Here is a 19773-nt window from a genome sequence, read left to right on the forward strand (position 1 = left end):
TGCGGGTATAGCCACGTTAGTAGCATTGGCTACTCTTTGGCTGATGCCCGATATCGACCACGATGGCAATGACTACCTTTTCTTGATACTTATTGGCAGTCTATTGCTACCCGCTGTAGGTGAGCTATTCGGGCTCTACCAGCCTTGGCGTGGGCGCAGCCTTTACACCATGCTCGGTATTTATCTTGTGACCTGGGTAGCGACTATTGCCCTGCTCAGCCTATTGCTTGTTGCCATTAAAGGCACACAGAGTTTCTCTCGTTTGTGGATGGGTGTTTCTGCATTATCGGTGCTAGCAGTGGGCAGTGTAATGCGTACGTTGCTGTACGGATACTTGAGGCGCCTGCGCGCACAAGGGCATAACTTAAAGCGAGTGCTGTTAATTGGTAAAAAGGATAATATCGCCCTATTAGAAAAAAAAGTCATTGAAACACCCCATGCGGGGTATGTAGTGGTAGGTCATTATATTGATGAAGACGACACGACTTTTTTTCACAAAATGGCTGCTTTCGCCCAAGAGAACATTTTTCAGCGCAATTTTGACGAAATATGGATAGGTTACCCCCTGGTTCAAGGTAATCGCGTGCGCCACTTAATGCGCCTGCTTGCCGGTATTCCCTCTAGTATTCGCTTTTTCCCCGACTTACCTGATATACGCTTGTTGAACCACCGTATTACGCAGGTGGCGGGCCTCTACTCATTAGAACTTAATTACACCCCGCTTAGTGGCTCCATGCGTTTTATTAAAGCACTGGAAGACCGCGTGCTAGGTCTAGTGCTCTTTGTGCTTTTTAGCCCGATAATGTTAGCAGTTGCAGCGGCAATTCGTTGGCAAATGGGTGGGCCGGTATTATTCAAGCAAGAGCGGCATGGCCTAGACGGAAAGCGCTTCAAAATTTATAAATTTAGAACCATGCGTCTGCACAAAAGCGATACAACGCAGCAGGCTGCCTACGATGATGACCGTGTAACGCCATTGGGACGCTTTTTACGACGTACCAGCTTAGATGAGTTTCCCCAGCTTTATAACGTACTACAAGGCCGAATGTCGCTTGTTGGCCCAAGGCCCCACGCCATGGATCACAACGACCACTATAAAGACCACATTGATATCTACATGCAGCGTCATCGCGTCAAGCCGGGTATGACAGGTTGGGCCCAGGTAAACGGCCTGCGGGGCATCACGGACGACGTCAAGTTGATGGAAAAGAGGGTAGAATACGATATTTATTATATAGAACGGTGGTCGTTGGGGTTTGATCTCAAAATACTCGCCATGACCATCACGCATGGATTTGTGAATCGACAGCCTTAGAGTAAGCGACCAATGAAGACGACAGGGACGTGGCGCTGGTGGTACGAAAAGCACGGGGCGATCACGGCAGTTGGTGCTGGCATTCTATCAGCACTTTTAGCTGTTTATTTTTACCGTGGCATGCTGGACCCTCGCGATGCTGATTGGCTTTTACACGAAGGTGATTCTTTTCAACATTACATTGGTTGGCAGTTTTTCCGTCAGGAGCCGTGGGGTTGGCCCCTAGGGGCCGTGAAAACGCTAGCCACTGAACTATCCACAAGTATTGTCTATACTGACTCAATACCGCTTTACGCTATTCCTCTAAAATTGTTCCACCACTGGCTGCCCGACACTTTTCAATATTTAGGGCTAGCCATTGTCATTAACTATTGTTTGAACGGTTTAGTAGCTTGTCGGTTACTACTGAGCGTCGGTGTTCCCGCCTATGCAGCGCTAGCTGGCGCATTGCTCATCAGCAGCTTGCCCATCGTTATTTTGCGCGGTATCGGTATTCAAGGCCACGAAGCCTTAACTGCGCATTGGATAATTCTAATCGCCATTGAGCTTACGCTGACAACCGAAAAACAACGCCTCAAGGGGGCCGCTTGTTGGCTGTTACTGCTCACAGTGGCTGTTTTGATGCATTTCTATCTTTTTTTTATGGCAGGCGTGTTTTGGGCGGTTTGGTGGTTATCGATTAGCTATAGGGTGGTGAAAGGGGCGATTGACGCAAAAAGCAAGCCAGTACGACAGCATATAATGAGTGTGCTCTACAGCTATCAAGCGTGGTGGCTGATGGGGGTGGCGACACCCTGCATTATCCTCGTTGTGATGTGGGGGGCAGGCTACTTTCATTTAGATAGCCAAAGCGCCGCGTCGGGTGGCTACGGCTTTTATTCCGCTGAACTACTGACGTTTTTCAATCCGCGTTCATCGGCATGGTTTTTTAACGACAATTTTACGTCACTATCAGTGCTTTTTCCCGGCTGGCCGCCCGCTAAAGAAGGTCAATACGAAGGTATGGCCTATGTTGGCGCAGGTGTTTTGCTGCTGTGGTTAGCGCTGATAGTCAGCACCTGGTTTAATCGCGAGGTAAATCTAGCAAGCGTTAATGCAGTAAATAATGATGGCTACCATCAAGAAGCGTTAGTTGATCACCGCTGGCTACCAGCTTGGATAGCCTCCGTTGGCCTGTTTGGATTCGCTATGGCTGGAGAAGTATCGATAGGCCAAGGCAGTATTCCGCTCTACTACGACATGTTGTTTGAGCCGTTCAAAGATTATCTACGGTCAAGCGGTAGAATGGTATGGCCGCTACTTTACTTACTATTGGTTATTACGTTTATCCAGCTTGCCCAAAATATGAGAGCATGCTGGCTGTTACCGTTGCTGGTTCTAGCCATGGTGGTGCAAAGAGAAGATTTGCGCGAGCTTTACAGTTTCATGCGCAACAAGGTTAAAAATCAAGTCGAAGCCAGTCGTGTTGACCCCCGTGCTTACGACGTATTGAAGGATGACGAGTTAAGTCAGGTATGGGCATCACACGACAGCTTGATCGCCTTTCCAGCACATGACCTTGATGCCATTAAACCCTACTTGTGGTTGGCAGCAGAACACCATCTCTCGATCAACGTTGCCTACCTTGCCAGGGCAAATCAACAAATCATCGACGCAGCAACACAAACTTATCGCCGCCATTTGGCACAAGGTGAATTGCCCGAAGGGCATGTGTATTTGATAACCGACCACGAGCTCTCGCAACAAGCGTGTCGATTAGCCAGCTGGGCCTGTGTGACGCATGAAAACGTCACCATTCTATGGCAACCCGTTGCGGTTTCGTCAGGCCGTTACTCACCGTTGTCATCACAAGCCACCCAATAAAGGTTCGCATGGACGTTAATACTCCCCCTCTCATTACGCTTGTCGTTCCAGTGTTTAACGAGGTCGATACTGTAACGACCTTTGTTCAACGAGTGCACAGCGTGCTGGCCGACGCTCCGTGGCAGTGGCGTATTTTGATGGTTGATGACGGTTCAACAGATGGAACCCAGCGCGAGATAAAACGGCTATCTGAATGCTACGAAAGCGTTGGGTTTATTGCGCTAAGCCGCAATTTCGGTAAAGAAGCAGCGCTCTCGGCTGGCTTGCTCAACGCACATGGCGATGCGGCGGTGCCCATTGATGTGGATCTCCAGGACCCGCCCGAACTCATTCTGGAATTTGTCACGATTTGGCAGCAGCAGCGTGTCGATATGGTTTACGGTATTCGCAGCGAGCGCCCTGATGATACGGCCGCTAAGCGCCATTCGGCCAGTGGCTTCTATCGGCTTTTTAACCGTATTACTGAAACGCCAATCCCTGAAAACGCTGGTGATTTTCGTTTGATTGATCGTCGCATGATCGAAGCCCTGCGCTCAATGCCGGAGCGTAACCGCTTCATGAAAGGGCTCTATGCCTGGGTCGGTTATCGAAGTATTGGCGTTCCCTATCGGCGTCCCGCACGGCTGAAGGGAGAATCTAAATTTAATTATTGGAGATTATGGAACTTTGCCTTAGATGGCATGTTTAGTTTTAGTACGCTGCCGCTGCGCATATGGTCGTATATTGGCGGGCTCATCGCCTGCTTGGCGTTTATCTATATTATCATCATCATTAGCCAAGTGTTGTTTCTCGGGCGCGATGCGCCAGGCTATGCATCATTGATGACAGCTGTTTTATTTTTTGGCGGTATGCAGCTGCTCTCTATCGGTATTTTAGGTGAATACATCGGCCGTCTTTTTATTGAAAGTAAACAGCGGCCCTTATACATCGTGGCGGACACCAGTGACGAATACACCTCCACTCGCTGAACTATGGCAGATGCTGCGCTTCGGCCTTATTGGGCTAGCGGCATCAATGACCCATATCCTGGCGGCAGCGTTGATGATAATGGTATTCCCAGCGCTCCATGAGTTTATCGTCAATGCGCTGGCCTATAGCGTCGCCTTTGGCATCTCATTAGCAGGCCATCAGCGGGTTACTTTTCGTCGCAGTGCAAGTCTATGGCGCTTTACCGTCATGTCTCTCGCTGGATTTAGTATTAACAACCTAGTGCTAGCGGGTGCCTTAGGGGTGGGGGTAACCGGGCTTTGGGCCATCGCCACGGCGGTGGTAGTCGCCGCTGTGGCAAGTTACGTGCTAGCACGGTGTTGGGTATTCACCCAGTAATACCAGCCCCTTTTTGATGTTTGTAAAATACGTTTTCGAGGAAAATATGGTTATACCGGTGATTTTATCTGGCGGCTCTGGTTCGCGCCTTTGGCCTGTATCGCGTGAGCATTATCCAAAGCAGTTTCTGAATTTGCATAAAGACAACGTCAGTTTGCTTCAGGAGGCGGCGCTACGTCTAAAAGGTGTCACCAACGCAGGTGACCCCATCATCGTATGTAACGAGGAGCACCGTTTTTTAGTTGCTGAGCAAATGCATCAACTCGGCTTTAAGAAGAGCCAAATCATTCTGGAGCCCTGCGGTAGAAACACAGCTCCCGCATTAGCGCTTGCCGCATTAGCAGTAGCCAAAACCGACCCGGAAGCCGAGTTACTGATAATGCCTGCTGACCATGTCATTAAAGACGTAAAGGCATTTGCTGACGCCGTAGAAAAAGGCCGCTTACTGAGTCAGCAAGATAAGTTGGTAACCTTCGGTATTGCGCCAACCTCGCCGCACACAGGCTATGGCTATATAAAACGTGGGCAGGCGCTGGAGGGAGGTTTTAGCGTTGAGGCCTTTGTCGAAAAACCTGATCTAGGGGTAGCAGAAAGCTACTTAGCCAGTGGCGACTATCTATGGAACAGTGGCATCTTCTTGTTCAAGGCTAGCAATTATTTAGCTGCTCTCAAAGCTTATGCCCCCGACATTTTGACCAACTGCCAGGCCGCTTATGAGCAGCGCTCAGAAGACATGGACTTTCTGCGTGTTGCCGAAGAAGCCTTTGCACAGTGTCGCAGCGAATCCATTGACTATGCTGTAATGGAGCATACTAATCAGGCGGCCGTTGTGCCCATGTCTCCAGGGTGGAGTGACATAGGCGCCTGGGACGCGCTCCACGAGCTGCGCTCCAGCGAGGATAAAGAGAACGGCAATGCAATACATGGTGATGTAATGCTCCATGAAACCAACGACAGCTTGGTATATAGCGAATCTCGCTTAGTGGCGGCAGTGGGGGTTAATAACCTGATTATTGTCGAAACAGACGACGCAGTGCTGGTAGCCGATCGTCGTCAGGCGCAAAATACCAAATTAATTGTTAATGCCCTTAAGGCAGCGGGACGAAAAGAGTGTCAGTCGCATCAGCAGGTTTATCGCCCCTGGGGGCATTACCGCACCATGGTGTTAACGGATAGCTTTCAGGTCAAAGAAATTGTCGTTAAACCAGGTGGTCAACTTTCGTTGCAAATGCACCATCACCGTGCCGAGCATTGGGTTGTGGTTCAAGGCACTGCCCAGGTAACCCAAGGCGAAGGTCATGGGGACGTCTCTAATTTACATAGTTTCCTGCTTTCCGAAGATGAATCCACCTATATACCATTGGGAACTGTACATCGCCTGGAAAACCCTGGCGTGATTCCTCTCAAACTTATTGAAGTGCAAACGGGATCCTACCTTGGGGAAGACGACATTGTGCGTTACAACGACAAGTATGGGCGAGAGTAGAAGGCGGGCGAAAGCATGTTCTTTACACAATCCGTCGGTGTGTTTGCCAGAACTATCGCAGTTGGAAATGACTTCTCCTGCAGTATTCGATAACGAGCGCTAGGGCAGGTTGAAGCGAAGGTCTTTCGCCCAAGGACGGTGAAAATAGCGCTCAAGAACGCGTTAACAACGCCCTCAAGGATCTCTGTCCTCAACACAGCGATGTGCAAATCACCAACGGCACTAGCTCTGGTTGTTTGCCGTATTCACTGGAGCTAGTGCCATGCTTACTTTAAGCTATGGCGCTTTATTCCGTTCGACATGGAAAGCTGTCCATCATGCAAGTAGCCCCTACACGTTTTCGGCACCTTCGCGTCGCCATTGTACATGACTGGTTGGTGGTTAATGGTGGGGCTGAAAAAGTGCTCAAAGGGTTGGCAGAAGTCTTCCCACAAGCTGAAATATTCACCTTAGTGCATACGCTTGAGCGCGCTAGCATCCCATGGTTAACCCAGCACCGTATTCATACTAGCGGTCTTCAACGTCTACCCTTCATTAGTCGTTTTTACCGCCATTGTTTACCACTGATGCCCTATGCCATTGAGCAGTTCGACCTGCGCGGCTTTGATCTGGTCATCTCCTCTAGCCACGCAGTGGCAAAAGGCGTGATCACACATCCTGGTCAAACCCATATCTGCTATTGCCATACGCCGATGCGTTACGCCTGGGATATGAAAGAGGCTTACCTGGAAAATAGCCACTTTCGGTTGCCAGGCATGACTGCGTATGTGCGTAAAACGCTTAAGCGCCTGCGCCAATGGGATTACTTTACGTCCACCCAGGTGGATTTCTTTCTAGCTAACTCCCACAACGTCGCACAGCGTATTGCCAAGTATTACCGCCGCGACGCAGATGTGCTCTACCCACCGGTAGACACCGACAGCTTTACATTACATATCGGCCAGAGGGAGCCCTACTACCTGGCGGCATCACGGCTTGTGCCTTATAAACGCATGGATTTGATCATACAAGCCTTTGCCCAGGATCCATTAAAACGCCAACTGAAAGTGGTTGGTGACGGACCTGAGTTTCAGCGCTTAAAACGGCTGGCAGAAGGAAGCCCGCACATTGAGCTTATAGGCTACCTGCAAGGGGAAAAGCTGCATCAGCTTATGCAACGCGCCCAGGCCTTTGTATTCGCTGCTGATGAGGACTTTGGTATTGTGCCACTGGAAGCTCAAGCCTGCGGTACGCCGGTCATTGCTTATGGGCATGGAGGCGCTCTTGAAACTGTCAAAGGTTTGGAGCATCACCAGCAAGCCACCGGTGTTTACTTTACTGAGCAAACTGTAGCGAGCCTAAGCGCGGCTATCGAGGCATTTGAGGCGCACGAATTCTCGCCGCAGGCTTGCCGCCTCCAAGCTGAGGCATTCAGCAATGCCGTGTTTACCCAGCGTCTGGAAACACTCGTGAGTGAAAAGCTCAACTAAACGTCCAAGAAGTACCGCTGAAACGTACCTTATTACCAAGGAGTGACGTGTGATTCAGATTGCCGTCAAACGAGTGCTGCGCCCCGTAGTGAAAAAACTGATCAGCTATCCACTAATTAGGCGCTTGGGGCAGCGCATACTTCAGCCCTTTCCAAAGCTAAAAGGCTGGGTGATTCGTCTAGTCCAGGCAGGTACATTCGGAGGTGGAGTAACGCCAAATCGCACCGAAGGCTATGGAGAACGTCAACAGCGTTTAATGAACGGGTTGGAACAGCGTAGGAAGCCGCATCTGCATGAATAACGATACCCTTTATATAGTTGATGCCCGTAAGAAATCACAGTTCAACCAGCTAGAGGATTGGCTGGTGGCATTGTCAGAGGTTTTCACGCCAGATAATCCTGCTGGCAGCGCTCACGTTTTGCTGCTTGGTTTTGATGAAGTTAGTCTGGTTGCCTGCCACCGCCATCTGTTTCGCCTTGGCGTGGCTCCTAGAAGGTGTCACACGCTGTTGCCCGACCAGGAAGAAACGCTGGCATCGGTGAGTGCCGCTTTGCCTGATATCGTTGTACAGCATATGATTAATGCGTTGATGCCCTCAGCGATAATAGATATTGCCACGGGTGAAAGGCGACTGACGCTCGAACTGACGTCTACGCCTTCAAGTATTGATGCTGACAGACCGACGCTGGCCTTTATTTCGCCACTGCCGCCTCAAACAACGGGCATCGCCAACTACAGTGCAGAATTACTACCTTATCTAGCCACGCATTTTACTATTACGCTGGTAGTTGATCAGCCCGAAGTAGATCGCGAGCTAAGCAGTGTTTTTGAATGTATCAATGCTGACACTTTTCTGCAGCGAGCTGAATCCTTCGATTACACCCTTTATCAGGTGGGGAATTCACTTTACCATGCCTACCAATTCGGTTTGCTACAGCGGCATCCGGGGATTGTGGTCTTGCACGATTACTTCCTGTTTGATGCTGTTTGGTGGCTTAACGAAAGCGGTTTGAAGCCTGACGCGCTAGTACAGCAGCTTTATATTGATCACGGCTACCCGGCACTGCTGGCACATGCCGAGGCGGCACAAAATGCGCGTGGAGCGGAGCAATACCCAGTGAATGGTATGGTAACTCGCCCAGCAGGTGGTTTGATTTACCACTCCGCCTTTGCCCGCTCATTGGCCGAACGGTGGCAGCAAGGGCAAGCCGGTCCAACGTATTTAATTCCGCATTTACGCCAACTCCCAGCCCCCTTTGACAAGCAGGCTGCTCGCAAGGTGCTGGGAATCGCCAGCAATGAGCGAGTCATTGCCAGTTTCGGCGGCATTAACCCCAAAAAACTGTCCCATCTTTTACTGGACGCCTTTTTAGGTGATCTCGAAGAGAGCGAGCCGCCGTTAGTCAATGCCACGAGCCAGCCGGTGCGACTGGTCTTGGTAGGTGCGCAGCACAGCGGTGAGTACGGCCATACGCTAGCGCGTCGGATTAAGCGCCATCCCTTTGGTTGCCAAGTGACTGTCACTGGCTATGCTTCTCGCCAGGAATACCAGCGTTGGCTGCAAGCCGCCGATATCGCCGTACAGCTACGCACCCAGTCTCGTGGTGAGACATCAGGCGCTATTATTGATGCGATGGCCCATGGACTAGCAGTGATTGCCAACGCCCATGGCAGCAGTGCGGAACTGCCTTCGCAAAGTCATTGGCAGTTGGCCGATGACCCCGAGCAGCAACTGTTAGCACCGCTGCGTCAAGCTCTTTGTCAGCTAATTGCTGATGATGACGAGCGTGAACGGCTGGGACAGGCAGGGCGGGCTTACGTGACCACCATGCTGGCACCAGAGCGGGTGGCCGAGCAGTATCGGCTTGCGATTTTGGAGGCACCACTGATCGCGCCCCGTTACCAGTACGAACGATTTCTTGACCAACTGGCAGCGCACGAGCCGCTAAGTGACAAGTTGCAAGAGGCTGAGTCTGCCAAGCGACTAACAAAAGTGCTAAGCGAGGTGGATACCACACCCGATGAAAACGCACCGCGGCTACTGTTTGATGTTAGCACTATTGCCTGGGAAGACCTTAAAACCGGGATTGAGCGCGTTACCCGCCGAGTAGCCGACTATCTTCTTCGTTACCCACCTGCCGGTTGGCGGATAGAGCTGATTCGCTGGGGGGGGGATGATTTCTATCTTGCCCGCGGTTTTGCCAGCCAACACTTAGGACTAGCGCCACCGGGCCCCGATGTGCCAGTAGAAGCACGCCCCGGCGATCGCTATGTATCCTTGGAGTGGGCGCCGCCGCTACTCAAGCAGGCAGGTCACATTATGCGCCGAATGCGTGCCAGCGGCGTTAGGTTTTATTTTACTGTGCATGATTTACTGCCTTTATCACTGCCTGCATGTTTCCCTGAACATATTCCAGCGACGATGAAGGAATGGTTTACATCGGTCAGTGAGCTGGCAGATGGCATTACTTGTGTCTCTCGCCAAGTAGCCGAGGAAGTTGATGCCGCGCTCGATCGGCAGGGCTTTCAGGAAGGGCAGCGGCCCTGGGTCAAGCACTTCCACCTTGGAGCCGATTTTCAACCACCTACGAGCGCGGTATTAAGCACAGCAGAGCAACAATGGTTGCAACCGCTGGCTAGGTGTCGTGGGCCGATCCTATTAATGGTGGGCACCATTGAACCGCGCAAGGGGCATCAACAAGTGCTAGACGCGATGGAGCAATGCTGGGCGGAATGCACTGATATTAATCTGGTGGTGGTGGGCAAGCAAGGCTGGCAGGTAGAAGGCCTGGTTCGCCGCATCAAACGGCATCCGAGGCGTGGCCAGCAGCTGTTTTGGGTGGAAGGTGCCAGCGATACGCTGCTGGAAGAGCTCTATCGGCGAAGCGATGTGCTTGTGGCAGCCTCTTACGGTGAAGGGTTTGGGCTGCCACTGATTGAGGCTGCTCGCCAGGGTATTGCTATTTTCGCCCGAGATATTCCGGTTTTCCGCGAGGTCGCGGGTGACTATGCGACTTACTTCGACGCCGATACACCTCAAGCGCTAGCGCAGGCGCTGCAAGACTGGGCTAGCGACTGGCGGGAAGGTCATACGATTGCTTCTGATGGCATGCCTTATCTCGGCTGGCAGCAAAGCAGCGAGCAGTGGTTAGCTGCGGTGCTTGGAGACCAATTATTAACCGAACAATGTTCGTCAGAAAACACAGCGACCTATCCAAGGAGCCATGCCCATGGCATTGCCAGGTAACCGCGAGATGCGTCCGTTATTGAAAAAACGAGTACGTCAAACCCTGAGCTGGTGGCGGCAGCATTTACCACTGATTATTCTGCTAACCCGCCAAGAGCTGGTGGATCGCCACAAAGGCTCGGTGCTGGGACGAATCTGGACGCTGCTCTCACCGCTAATAAATATTTTGGTCTTTGTGCTGATTTTTTCTGCCATTATGGGCGCACGGCTTGAAGGCTTTGGTGCCGAGGTGGAACGCTTCACCTACAGTATCTATCTGATCAGCGGCATTCTCGCCTGGACCGCCTTCGCCAAAAGCCTAAGCACCATAACCAACCTATTTATCGAACGCGCGGGCATGATCACCAAAGTGAATACATCGCTAGCCGCGCTGCCGCTCTCGGTACTATTGGCTGAAATTGTTGTTTACCTGATCAGCATGGGATTCTTCGCGGTATTCCTGCTAATGATCGGTTTTCCCATCGATTGGCACTGGCTGGCAATACCCGTGGTACTCACCCTACAACTGGGATTTACCTATGCGCTCGGCTTTTCGCTGGCAATTCTCGCCGTATATTTAAAAGATATTCGCGAAGGCGTTGCGGTGTTACTGCCGGTATGGTTCTGGCTGACACCGATTGTTTACGTTGACGACATTATACCTGACTGGGCGCTGGGGCTGATCAGCTTGAATCCCATGTTTCAGTTTATTGATGCCTATCGAGAGCTGATTTTATACCAGCGTCTTCCTGGGGCTACCGGGCTGCTGGCCATGCTAGCGGTAACACTTGTGTTACTGTACGTCGGATTTTGGTTGCTAAAACGCACCGAGCGCGACCTGCGCGACTCGCTTTGACGACGACGCCTATAGCACGTGTACAAGTACTTGAGTTAGCGACGTGTGTTAGCCATGTGTGCTAGCCGCGTGCAGCGTTTCTGGAGATAACAGTGATTGTTGTTAAAGACCTGCATAAATCCTTCAAATTGTTTGCCTCACCGCGCGAACGCTTGAAAGAAGCCCTTACTGGCAAGAGTCACCATACCCAGCATACCGCCTTGGACGGCGTCAGCTTCGAGGTGGCGGAAGGTGAAGTGCTTGGCGTATTAGGACGCAACGGCGCGGGCAAGTCGACGCTGCTAAAACTGCTCACTGGCGTATTGATGCCTGACGCAGGCAGCTTACAGATCGATGGTCGAGTAACCGGGCTTCTAGAGCTTGGTACTGGCTTTAATTCAGAGCTCAGCGGCATCGACAATATCACTATCAATGCACTGATGCTGGGTATGACGCATGGGGACATCGAGCGTCACAGAGACGCCATCATCGAGTTCTGTGAGCTAGGCGAGTATATCCATGAACCACTGCGGACATACTCCTCCGGCATGGTCATGCGGCTAGGCTTTGCCATTGCCATTCACGCCGATCCCGCCTGCTTTTTAGTCGATGAAGCGCTTTCGGTTGGAGATGGCTACTTTCAACAAAAGTGCATTCAGCGTATCCGCCAATTTAAGCAGGAGGGCGGCGCTATAATGTTTGTGTCTCACGACCTCAATGCAGTCAAAGTACTTTGCGACCGCGCGATTGTATTAGAAGGAGGGCGTTTAATTCATAACGGCGACCCGGAAGGCGCTGTTAATCATTACAACCGAATTATGGCCGAGCAGGCAGAAGGCGATGACCTGCGAGAAGGTGAATCCGGTGCCTTCGGTACCCAAGAAGTCGTGGTAACCCACTGCCATGTACAGGGGCAAGATAGCCAAAGCTCAATGCTTGCTAGTGGCGAAACACTGGAAATTCATTTGCGCTTAAAGGCCAGCGCTGCACTTGATGACATCGCCCTTGGAGTACTGTTGCGCGATCGGTACGGGCAGGATGTGTTCGGCCAAAATACCCATCAGCACAAGCAAACGCTGGTCATGAGTGAAGGTGAGGAGCTCGATGTAGTAGTGCGTATTAAGGCCAACATCGCACCCGGCAAGTACACCCTCTCTGCCGCACTTCATTCAAGCGACCACCACCTGGAAAACTGTTACTGGTGGCATGACAGTCTCGATACCTTTGAAGTGGCGGGCTACCGCTTCAGCAAGTTTTCAGGTATGTGTCGCCTAGACTGCGCTTTTGAAATAGGCCGCCAGCATGACAAATGTTGAGCAGGATATAGACACGTTGGTTAAGCGTCTCAAAGATCAAGCGATGTTGGCGGATACACAAGATTCGCTGGCAATTGAAAGCTGGCTCTGGTTATGGCAGCAGCGCCTTGTGCCTATTTTGCAAACACAACAACATCGACTTTACGATCCTCGTGCGCCGCGCCTAGCCGAGCTATTGAGTGCTCATCTAGATGACCAGGCATTTGTCGAACGCGCCTATAGCTTCCTAATGGGGCGTATGCCAGACCAGCAAGGGGCTCGTTATCATAGCGAGCTTGCAGCCCGTGAAGGTCGAGTTGCCACGTTAATGATTCTGCTGCAAGCGACTGAAACCCAAGACTACATAAAGCAGGAGCGGCTAGAGTTGCCCCGTGGACTGCTCCGGCTCAACCGCTGGCATCGGCGGTTAACGGCGCTGTCTGGCGTTTGCCGTAGGGGGTTGTGGGGGTGGAAAGTGATTGTCAACTTACTGTGGCGCCGTTATCAACAACGCTGGAAAGAAGAGGGCGAATTTTATGATATTTTAGTTCATCAAGGGCAGCGCCGTGAGGAGTATCAAGCGTTAGCTATAACGCTCACTGAAATGGCTGATATACAACAAAAAATGATGACTCTAGGCATTGCACTGCCAGATACTTCACGACCGGGAGCATCATTATCACAAGCGGCATCATCGCAAGCAAAGCCACCGATTAAATGGCTAAGCGACGAACAGGCTGCTGCCATGATTAAACTGTTGCGCGATGCTCTACGAGGGTTAAAGGCCAACCACAAGGAAGCACCGTGAAGCTACTCGTGACAGCTAACCATACGCCTTTTATCGCCGGCGGTGCCAACTATCATGTGGAAGGATTAGTGGCGGCGCTAAGGCGTTATGGGCACCAAGTGGAATGCCTACGCCTACCGTTTCACTATGGCGAAACACAGATTGAACGCCAAATGATGTTTGCTGAGCAACTCGACCTTACTGCTCCAAACGACGTGTTGGTTGATCGTGTTATCAGCCTGCAATTTCCTACCTATGGCTTACACCACCCCGCACATGTGGTTTGGTTAATGCATCAGCACCGCGTTTGCTATGAGCTTTACGACCCCAAGCAGGCAAGTCCCGCACTGGCCGCATTAAAACCCCAGGTAGAAGCGTTTGACCGGCGCCACCTTAGTGGGGCCAAACACCTGTTTGCCAACTCCCCCCGTGTGGCCGAACGCTTGCACTATTATAACGGCTTAATGGCGGAACCGTTGTACCATCCTCCTCACCAAGCTGAACACTTTACCTGCGGTGATGACTGGGGCTATGCATTTTACCCTAGCCGACTGGAGCCGCTGAAACGTCAGATGCTATTGATAGAGGCCATGGCGAACACCCGGACGCCCATAAAGTTATTGCTCACCGGTGAAGGCAGTCAGCGTCGCCAGCTTGAAGAACTGATTGAGCGCTTAGGTTTGGGTAACCGAGTGCGGCTATTAGGGCATATTTCCGAGCAGGAGAAGCGCACACTATACGCCCATGCGTTAGCAGTAGCGTTTCCTCCCTTTGATGAAGATTATGGTTATGTCACATTAGAAGCAATGCTAGCCTCCAAGCCCGTCATTACCTGCACTGATAGTGGTGGCCCCACAGCATTTGTTGAGCACGGCGTGACAGGCTGGAAATGCGAACCATGCCCTCAGGCACTCGCTGCGGCGTTGGATGATGCTTATGCACACCGCGCTCAGGCTAAGCAAATGGGTAAGCAAGGCCGTGAGGCCTATTACGCGGAGAAAATTTCTTGGCATCAAGTTGTCACAAAGCTGGTATACAGTGAATAAATGGGGCGAACAAACGGTTGGGCGCTGAGCTCAAAGCGAGAACTGGATCGGTAGCTCGATACCGCAGCAGTGGTTGCGTTGGGTCAGTTATTTGTCAAAAAAAAGCAATAAAACGCCCAGCGGAATTTGACCTAAAGGCTCAAGTAGCTATTTTGAGACGAGTTTATGCACCAAGTTAAAGAGGGCGCCTTCTCAATCTAAGTATTGCAAGAATTGCTCGCATCGCTTTATACTGATTATTAGCGATCAGTGTTCGAAAACGTGGAGTTTAGTAAAAAACTCCACGCGAGGGTTCTGACACAGCTGGCTCGACGTTAGCGCGAAAACCTAAAACGGGTTCCCTGTAGTAGGTTTTGACGTTGAGTGCTTATTGTAGTAGGTGTTCACGCGGGTAGCCTGTGTTGCTTTTGCAACCTTGCCACGGTCACAGCAATTGACTTATCTTGATGTGTGACATTACATTAGGCGTGTTCCAGTTGATGTTAGTAGTGTAGGAGGATCAGCCAATCTGCTTAGTCAGTACGCTGAAAACTATGCTATTTAAGGAACCTAAAAATACCTTGAGCGCTCAAGGTGATAAGAGCCGCCTTTGTAGGTGGTATCTTTCTTAAGCAAGGAGACTATAGTCCCATGGCAACACAAGAGAATTTGAATCTGGCTCAACAATTATACGTAGCCTATTATGGCCGCCCTGCTGATGCAGAGGGTCTAGAATTCTGGGCAGAGGAAATTGAAGCCCGCGGCGCGCAAGCAGTTGTTGGTGCTTTCGGTACTTCCGAAGAGTACACCACTCGTTTTGGCGACCTTGAAAACGAAGAACTGGTAAACGGCATTTATCAGCAGTCTTTTGGTCGTGATGCTGACGCTGAAGGCCTGGCTTTCTATGTAGAGAAGTTAGAAAGCGGTGAGCAAGATTTGGCGAGCATTGCATTAACCATCGTACAGAATGCAACCAACACTGATGAGCCAGATGCCGATACGCTGGCAAATAAAGTTGCTGCAGCCGACCTCTATACCGAAGCGGCAGGTGATGATCAGTCAGGCACCGCAGCTGATAACTATGCTGCTGAATTCCTAGCCGGAATTGACGCAAGCACTGACCTTGGCGAGTTGGACATCGCTGAAGTTGTTGCAGGTATTCCTCAGCCGACTGAACCTGAAGAGCCGACTGAGCCTTCTAATCCTGGCGAAACGTTCGTCCTGACTGAAGGTCGTGATAATTTAACTGGTACTGACGCAGACGACACCTTTGTGGGTCTCGTTGGTCAAAACCAGAACGGTGCCGTTTCCAACGCACTGTCTACTGGTGATATTCTTGACGGCGGCGCTGGTCGCGACAAGATTGAAGCTAGCCTGATTAACGATCAGAAAGTAGATGCTGGAGACGTTAATTTCGGTACTGATGCTTTATATGTCGCGCCGCGTACTACTAACATCGAAGAAACACACATCGAAGCATTGGATGGCGTGGTTCTGGATGCTGGTCGTATGGACAGCGTTGAAGAGTTCTGGTCTGACAACAGCGATCGTTCAGGTCTCTTCATTGATGACGTGCGTCTGGGTAGCAAACTGTCCGTCACCAAAGACATCACTTTCGGTATGCGCAGTGTTGATACTGATTCCGACCTGCGTGCTGCATTCGATACCAACTCGCTGACCAAAGAAGGTCCTCAGCAGAGCAACTCTCAGTTGATGGTTCGCGTTGCTGACGTAACCACCGCAACGCCTGAGACGCCGCTAACTAACGTTGAACTGACTATCGGCTTCAGCGTTGACGGTGAAGACTACGTTCTAGAAGACGTGCGCTCTACTGACGGTACTTATGCTGGCTTGCAAGAAGCTGTAAAAGCACAGTTGGACGAGCTGGGTCTTAATGGCTACAACGTTGAACTGGCTAACCCTTACAACCAAGTAACTGTAGCCGGTAACACTGTGAACCTGCCGTTCACTGCCCAGGAAATCCTGGTTACCGATCCAGAAGGTAACGCATTCTCTGACGTTAGCTTCGACTACAACAGCGTTGAGTCTGTTGACGACGAATTCCTGGTAGCCGGTACTGCACAGCCGGTTGAGCCGGACGTCAGCACTACCTTGATCGAAACCAACCTGATTCTCGACAACGCTGGTCGTGGCTCCACAGCTGGCGATGCCATCATCGGTGGTATGTCCAACTCTCAGAAAGTTATCGAGAAGCTGAACCTGGAAGTTGATCGTAGCAGCAAGGTAGACAATGTTCTTACTGCTCACGGCATGACTGCAGCTGGTCAATCTGAGCTTGTTGCTTTCGAACAGATCGAAGTAACTTCTGGTGCTGCTGAAGGCGACCTGTCTATCGAAAACGTAGGCAATGTCTACAACTTCGACGCTACTGCTTTTGCAGGCGAGAACCTTTCTGTAGCTGGTCAAGCAGGTTTGGATTCAACTGCTAATGACTGGGCGCCGAACGCTGAAAACAAGGCTCACGTCTATAACACCAGTGCCAGTAACGACAGCATCACTGTAGATTACTCCCTCGACAAAGCTGCTGAGTTCAACGGCTTCTCACTGGGCATTAATACAGGTGCTGGTAACGATACTGTTCACACCATTGCTCAAGGCGCTGACGACTTCAGTCTGCCTAACCAGCAAGATCTGCAACACAACGTTGTGATCAACACTGGTGAAGGCGATGACGTTGTTTGGACTGAAGGCGCAGGCGGTGTATTGATCAGCACTGGTGCTGGCAACGACACCATCTACAGCGACAACAGCGGTTTGTCTCAAATGAACAGCGATTTGGGTGCCACTTGGTTGGTTAACACTCAGAACACTGCATTTGATGACCTACGCGGCAACGCGGCTGGCCTCTCCTCTGGTCAAACCACACCTGCTGGCAACGATATTCCTGCTGTGCTTTACGGCGCTCAGCTGACTGTAACACTGGCCGGTGCTAGCCTTGGTGGTGCAGTAACTTCTGCTGCAGCTGATTCTTTCGACAATGGTTTCGAAGGTATCATCAACCTGAACGATATCCTGGGTGACCGCGTCTTCGGTGATCAGCGTGATATCAATGCTGCAATTGCACAGGTTGTTAACAACCACAAAGTGCTTAGCAAGCTGCTGGTTGCTGAAAACGGTCCAGACAACAGCCTCGTGATCCGTTCACAGGTTGATGGCCAGTTTGAAGCCGATGATCTGCAAATCACCTTGTCACCTGCTGGCGTAAGCGGCATGAGTGATTCGGCTAAAGGTCGTCTCGAGTCCGCCATCCGTGAAGAGTCTAATGACTCTAACTTCGACGGCACTGATGCGAACCTGCAAGCCGTATTGAATGGCTCTACCAGCGCTGCTCACGGTATTAACGGTATCGGTACTGGTGGTGGCGTTCAGGCTGACACCTATACTGGTACAGCCTCTACTGCTGACAACACCGGCAACGAAATCAATGCTGGTTCTGGCGGCGATGTTATCGTTCTGTCAACTAACGATGTCAGCAACGAAACCATCGTATTTGAAGATAACTTCGATCGTAACACCGTTGTTAACTTCGACGCCGACGGCACTAGCACTGGCGCTGATACTCTGGACTTCACTGCCTACTTAGGCAACGAAGAATTCCAGGGCAGCACTTCTGCAGAGTCGCGTGATACGTTCGCTACTGTTGGCGTTAACGGTGGAACTACCGTTACTGCTAACAACGTTATCACCATCAACGACTTTGCTGCTGGTACTGGTAATGCTGCAGATGAGACTTGGGGTGGCTTGACAGCAGAAAATCTGTTGGCTGCTATCCAAAACGGCAACAACGCTGGTTACGGCAGCATCGTCGACGGTACTCTCGACGTATCTGCCAATGTAGCTGACCTTGTTGGCAATACCGTTAAATCTGTAGTGATGATCGAGAACGATAACAACGCTGGCGAATACAAAGTGTTCGAACTGACCGGTTCTGGTGTCAACGACGCCAATACCGCCAACGAGTTCACTGATGCGTCGCTGGTTGGTATCGTTGATTTCGGTAACGAAATCGATGCTTCTGCTGTTAACCTTGCGTAATAGCGGACGCACTCCAGGTGTCGGTCTTGTACCGACATCTGGTTCCTAAACGTTATATCTTTGTTGATATACGTATGGGATAAACTGAACCCCGATCCTTGGATCGGGGTTTTCTTGTAAAGGAGATAGCATGTCAAATTGGGTTACTTTATCGCGTCAACAGCATGCATCCATGCGTTATTCGCCGCGCCAGAACTATCGGTTCACCGCGGATCAGGCAGTAGCACCGATTCTGGCAGGAGAACTGCGACAGGCTTTGACGCAGTTCGTTATGGGTTTTATTAAGCGTGAAGAGCGCTATCATCTTGTTGCGTTGCTTGGTCGAGCAGCGCATTCACACCACTATATCCACCCCGAGGATGGTCGTTGGCTAGGGACGTATGTTCCCGCCCATTTTCGTGGTTATCCTTTTGCAGTAGCGAGGCGGCAGGACTCAGATGAAATGGTGCTGCAAGTCCATGCCGATCATCTGTTGCAACAGGGGGGGGAGCCACTGTTCGATGAGCAGGGAGAGCTGACAGAGTCGGTAAGGCAGCAACTCGACTTCGTTGGTGAGTGCGCCAAGAACCGCCGCCTTACTGACACTGCCTGCCAGACACTTGCTGAGCAGGGCATCTTGAAGCCATGGCAAACTACTGAAGACGGGCCAGGCATTAAAGGGCTTTATAAAGTCGAAGAGGAGGCCCTGAATAGATTGACAGCGCAGCAGTTGCATCAACTGCAGGGAGTGCCTTTGGCGGTAGCCTATGGTCAGATGTTTTCCATGGCGCAGCATGACCAGTTGGCACAGCGTGCTGCACTGCATGCCAAAATAGGCATGACTGAATCAGTCGATGAATTATTTGCAGACGATAGCGATGATCTGCAATTCGATTTTGGATAGTAATTTAATTGCATGCGCTTGTTTCTGCATTGTTTGAGTTTACTTATTAGACATTCAAACAATGTATGCTATACAGCTAACGTTTTGTCAATTACAGACACGCAAAGATACAATGTTGGTAATGCCCAGCACGGGATAACAGCATAATTGGGTTGCGGTGAATAATTAAGCTCATTCCGAGAATATCAGAAAAATTTTATTGGCTT

At 50.9% G+C, this 19773-nt stretch carries 14 protein-coding genes; all 14 read left to right on the plus strand.

Annotated features, from left to right (window positions below):
• Positions 1 to 43: 43 nt before the first annotated feature.
• Entirely contained in the window at positions 44 to 1315 is a 1272-nt protein-coding gene (locus tag K7H09_RS10320; RefSeq protein WP_230804607.1) for an undecaprenyl-phosphate glucose phosphotransferase, read from the plus strand.
• Positions 1316 to 1327: 12 nt separating this feature from the next.
• Positions 1328 to 3178, plus strand: coding sequence for a DUF6311 domain-containing protein (locus tag K7H09_RS10325; RefSeq protein WP_230804590.1), 1851 nt, complete (start codon positions 1328 to 1330; stop codon positions 3176 to 3178).
• 8 nt (positions 3179 to 3186) lie between these two features.
• A complete protein-coding gene (locus K7H09_RS10330; RefSeq protein ID WP_051052147.1) occupies positions 3187 to 4146 on the plus strand; it encodes a glycosyltransferase family 2 protein in 960 nt (319 codons plus the stop codon).
• Entirely contained in the window at positions 4121 to 4504 is a 384-nt protein-coding gene (locus K7H09_RS10335) for a GtrA family protein (protein ID WP_022519996.1), read from the plus strand. The genes K7H09_RS10330 and K7H09_RS10335 overlap by 26 nt, the downstream gene beginning before the upstream one ends.
• 46 nt (positions 4505 to 4550) lie before the next feature.
• Positions 4551 to 5990: a mannose-1-phosphate guanylyltransferase/mannose-6-phosphate isomerase gene (locus K7H09_RS10340; RefSeq protein ID WP_039860171.1), complete on the plus strand. Its 1440-nt coding sequence runs from the start codon at positions 4551 to 4553 to the stop codon at positions 5988 to 5990.
• 317 nt (positions 5991 to 6307) lie between these two features.
• The gene (locus K7H09_RS10345) at positions 6308 to 7459 is read left to right on the plus strand and encodes a glycosyltransferase (protein WP_039860173.1); all 1152 of its coding nucleotides are present in this window, start codon (positions 6308 to 6310) and stop codon (positions 7457 to 7459) included.
• A gap of 49 nt (positions 7460 to 7508) precedes the next feature.
• Positions 7509 to 7760 (plus strand): hypothetical protein, encoded by a 252-nt coding sequence (locus K7H09_RS10350; RefSeq protein WP_039860174.1) that lies wholly within the window; start codon positions 7509 to 7511, stop codon positions 7758 to 7760.
• Positions 7753 to 10707, plus strand: a complete 2955-nt coding sequence (locus K7H09_RS10355) for a glycosyltransferase (protein WP_230804592.1) — start codon at positions 7753 to 7755, stop codon at positions 10705 to 10707. Before K7H09_RS10350 ends, K7H09_RS10355 begins: the two co-directional genes overlap by 8 nt.
• Positions 10691 to 11542 carry an ABC transporter permease gene (locus K7H09_RS10360; RefSeq protein ID WP_159176464.1) on the plus strand — a complete coding sequence of 284 codons (852 nt, stop codon included), beginning with the start codon at positions 10691 to 10693 and terminating at the stop codon, positions 11540 to 11542. The genes K7H09_RS10355 and K7H09_RS10360 overlap by 17 nt, the downstream gene beginning before the upstream one ends.
• 92 nt (positions 11543 to 11634) lie before the next feature.
• Complete coding sequence (locus K7H09_RS10365; protein ID WP_009288099.1) at positions 11635 to 12837, plus strand: ABC transporter ATP-binding protein; 1203 nt, start codon at positions 11635 to 11637, stop codon at positions 12835 to 12837.
• Positions 12824 to 13624, plus strand: coding sequence for a hypothetical protein (locus tag K7H09_RS10370; protein WP_009288100.1), 801 nt, complete (start codon positions 12824 to 12826; stop codon positions 13622 to 13624). The genes K7H09_RS10365 and K7H09_RS10370 overlap by 14 nt, the downstream gene beginning before the upstream one ends.
• Positions 13621 to 14649, plus strand: a complete 1029-nt coding sequence (locus K7H09_RS24540) for a glycosyltransferase family 4 protein (RefSeq protein ID WP_230804594.1) — start codon at positions 13621 to 13623, stop codon at positions 14647 to 14649. Before K7H09_RS10370 ends, K7H09_RS24540 begins: the two co-directional genes overlap by 4 nt.
• A 630-nt stretch (positions 14650 to 15279) precedes the next feature.
• A complete protein-coding gene (locus K7H09_RS10380) occupies positions 15280 to 18684 on the plus strand; it encodes a DUF4214 domain-containing protein (RefSeq protein WP_230804595.1) in 3405 nt (1134 codons plus the stop codon).
• 130 nt (positions 18685 to 18814) lie between these two features.
• On the plus strand, positions 18815 to 19567 hold the full coding sequence (locus K7H09_RS10385) for a SapC family protein (RefSeq protein WP_009288102.1): 753 nt from the start codon (positions 18815 to 18817) through the stop codon (positions 19565 to 19567).
• Positions 19568 to 19773: the final 206 nt, after the last annotated feature.

Origin of the sequence: Halomonas sp. IOP_14 (genome assembly GCF_021021315.1) — a bacterium.
GTDB lineage: Bacteria > Pseudomonadota > Gammaproteobacteria > Pseudomonadales > Halomonadaceae > Vreelandella > Vreelandella titanicae.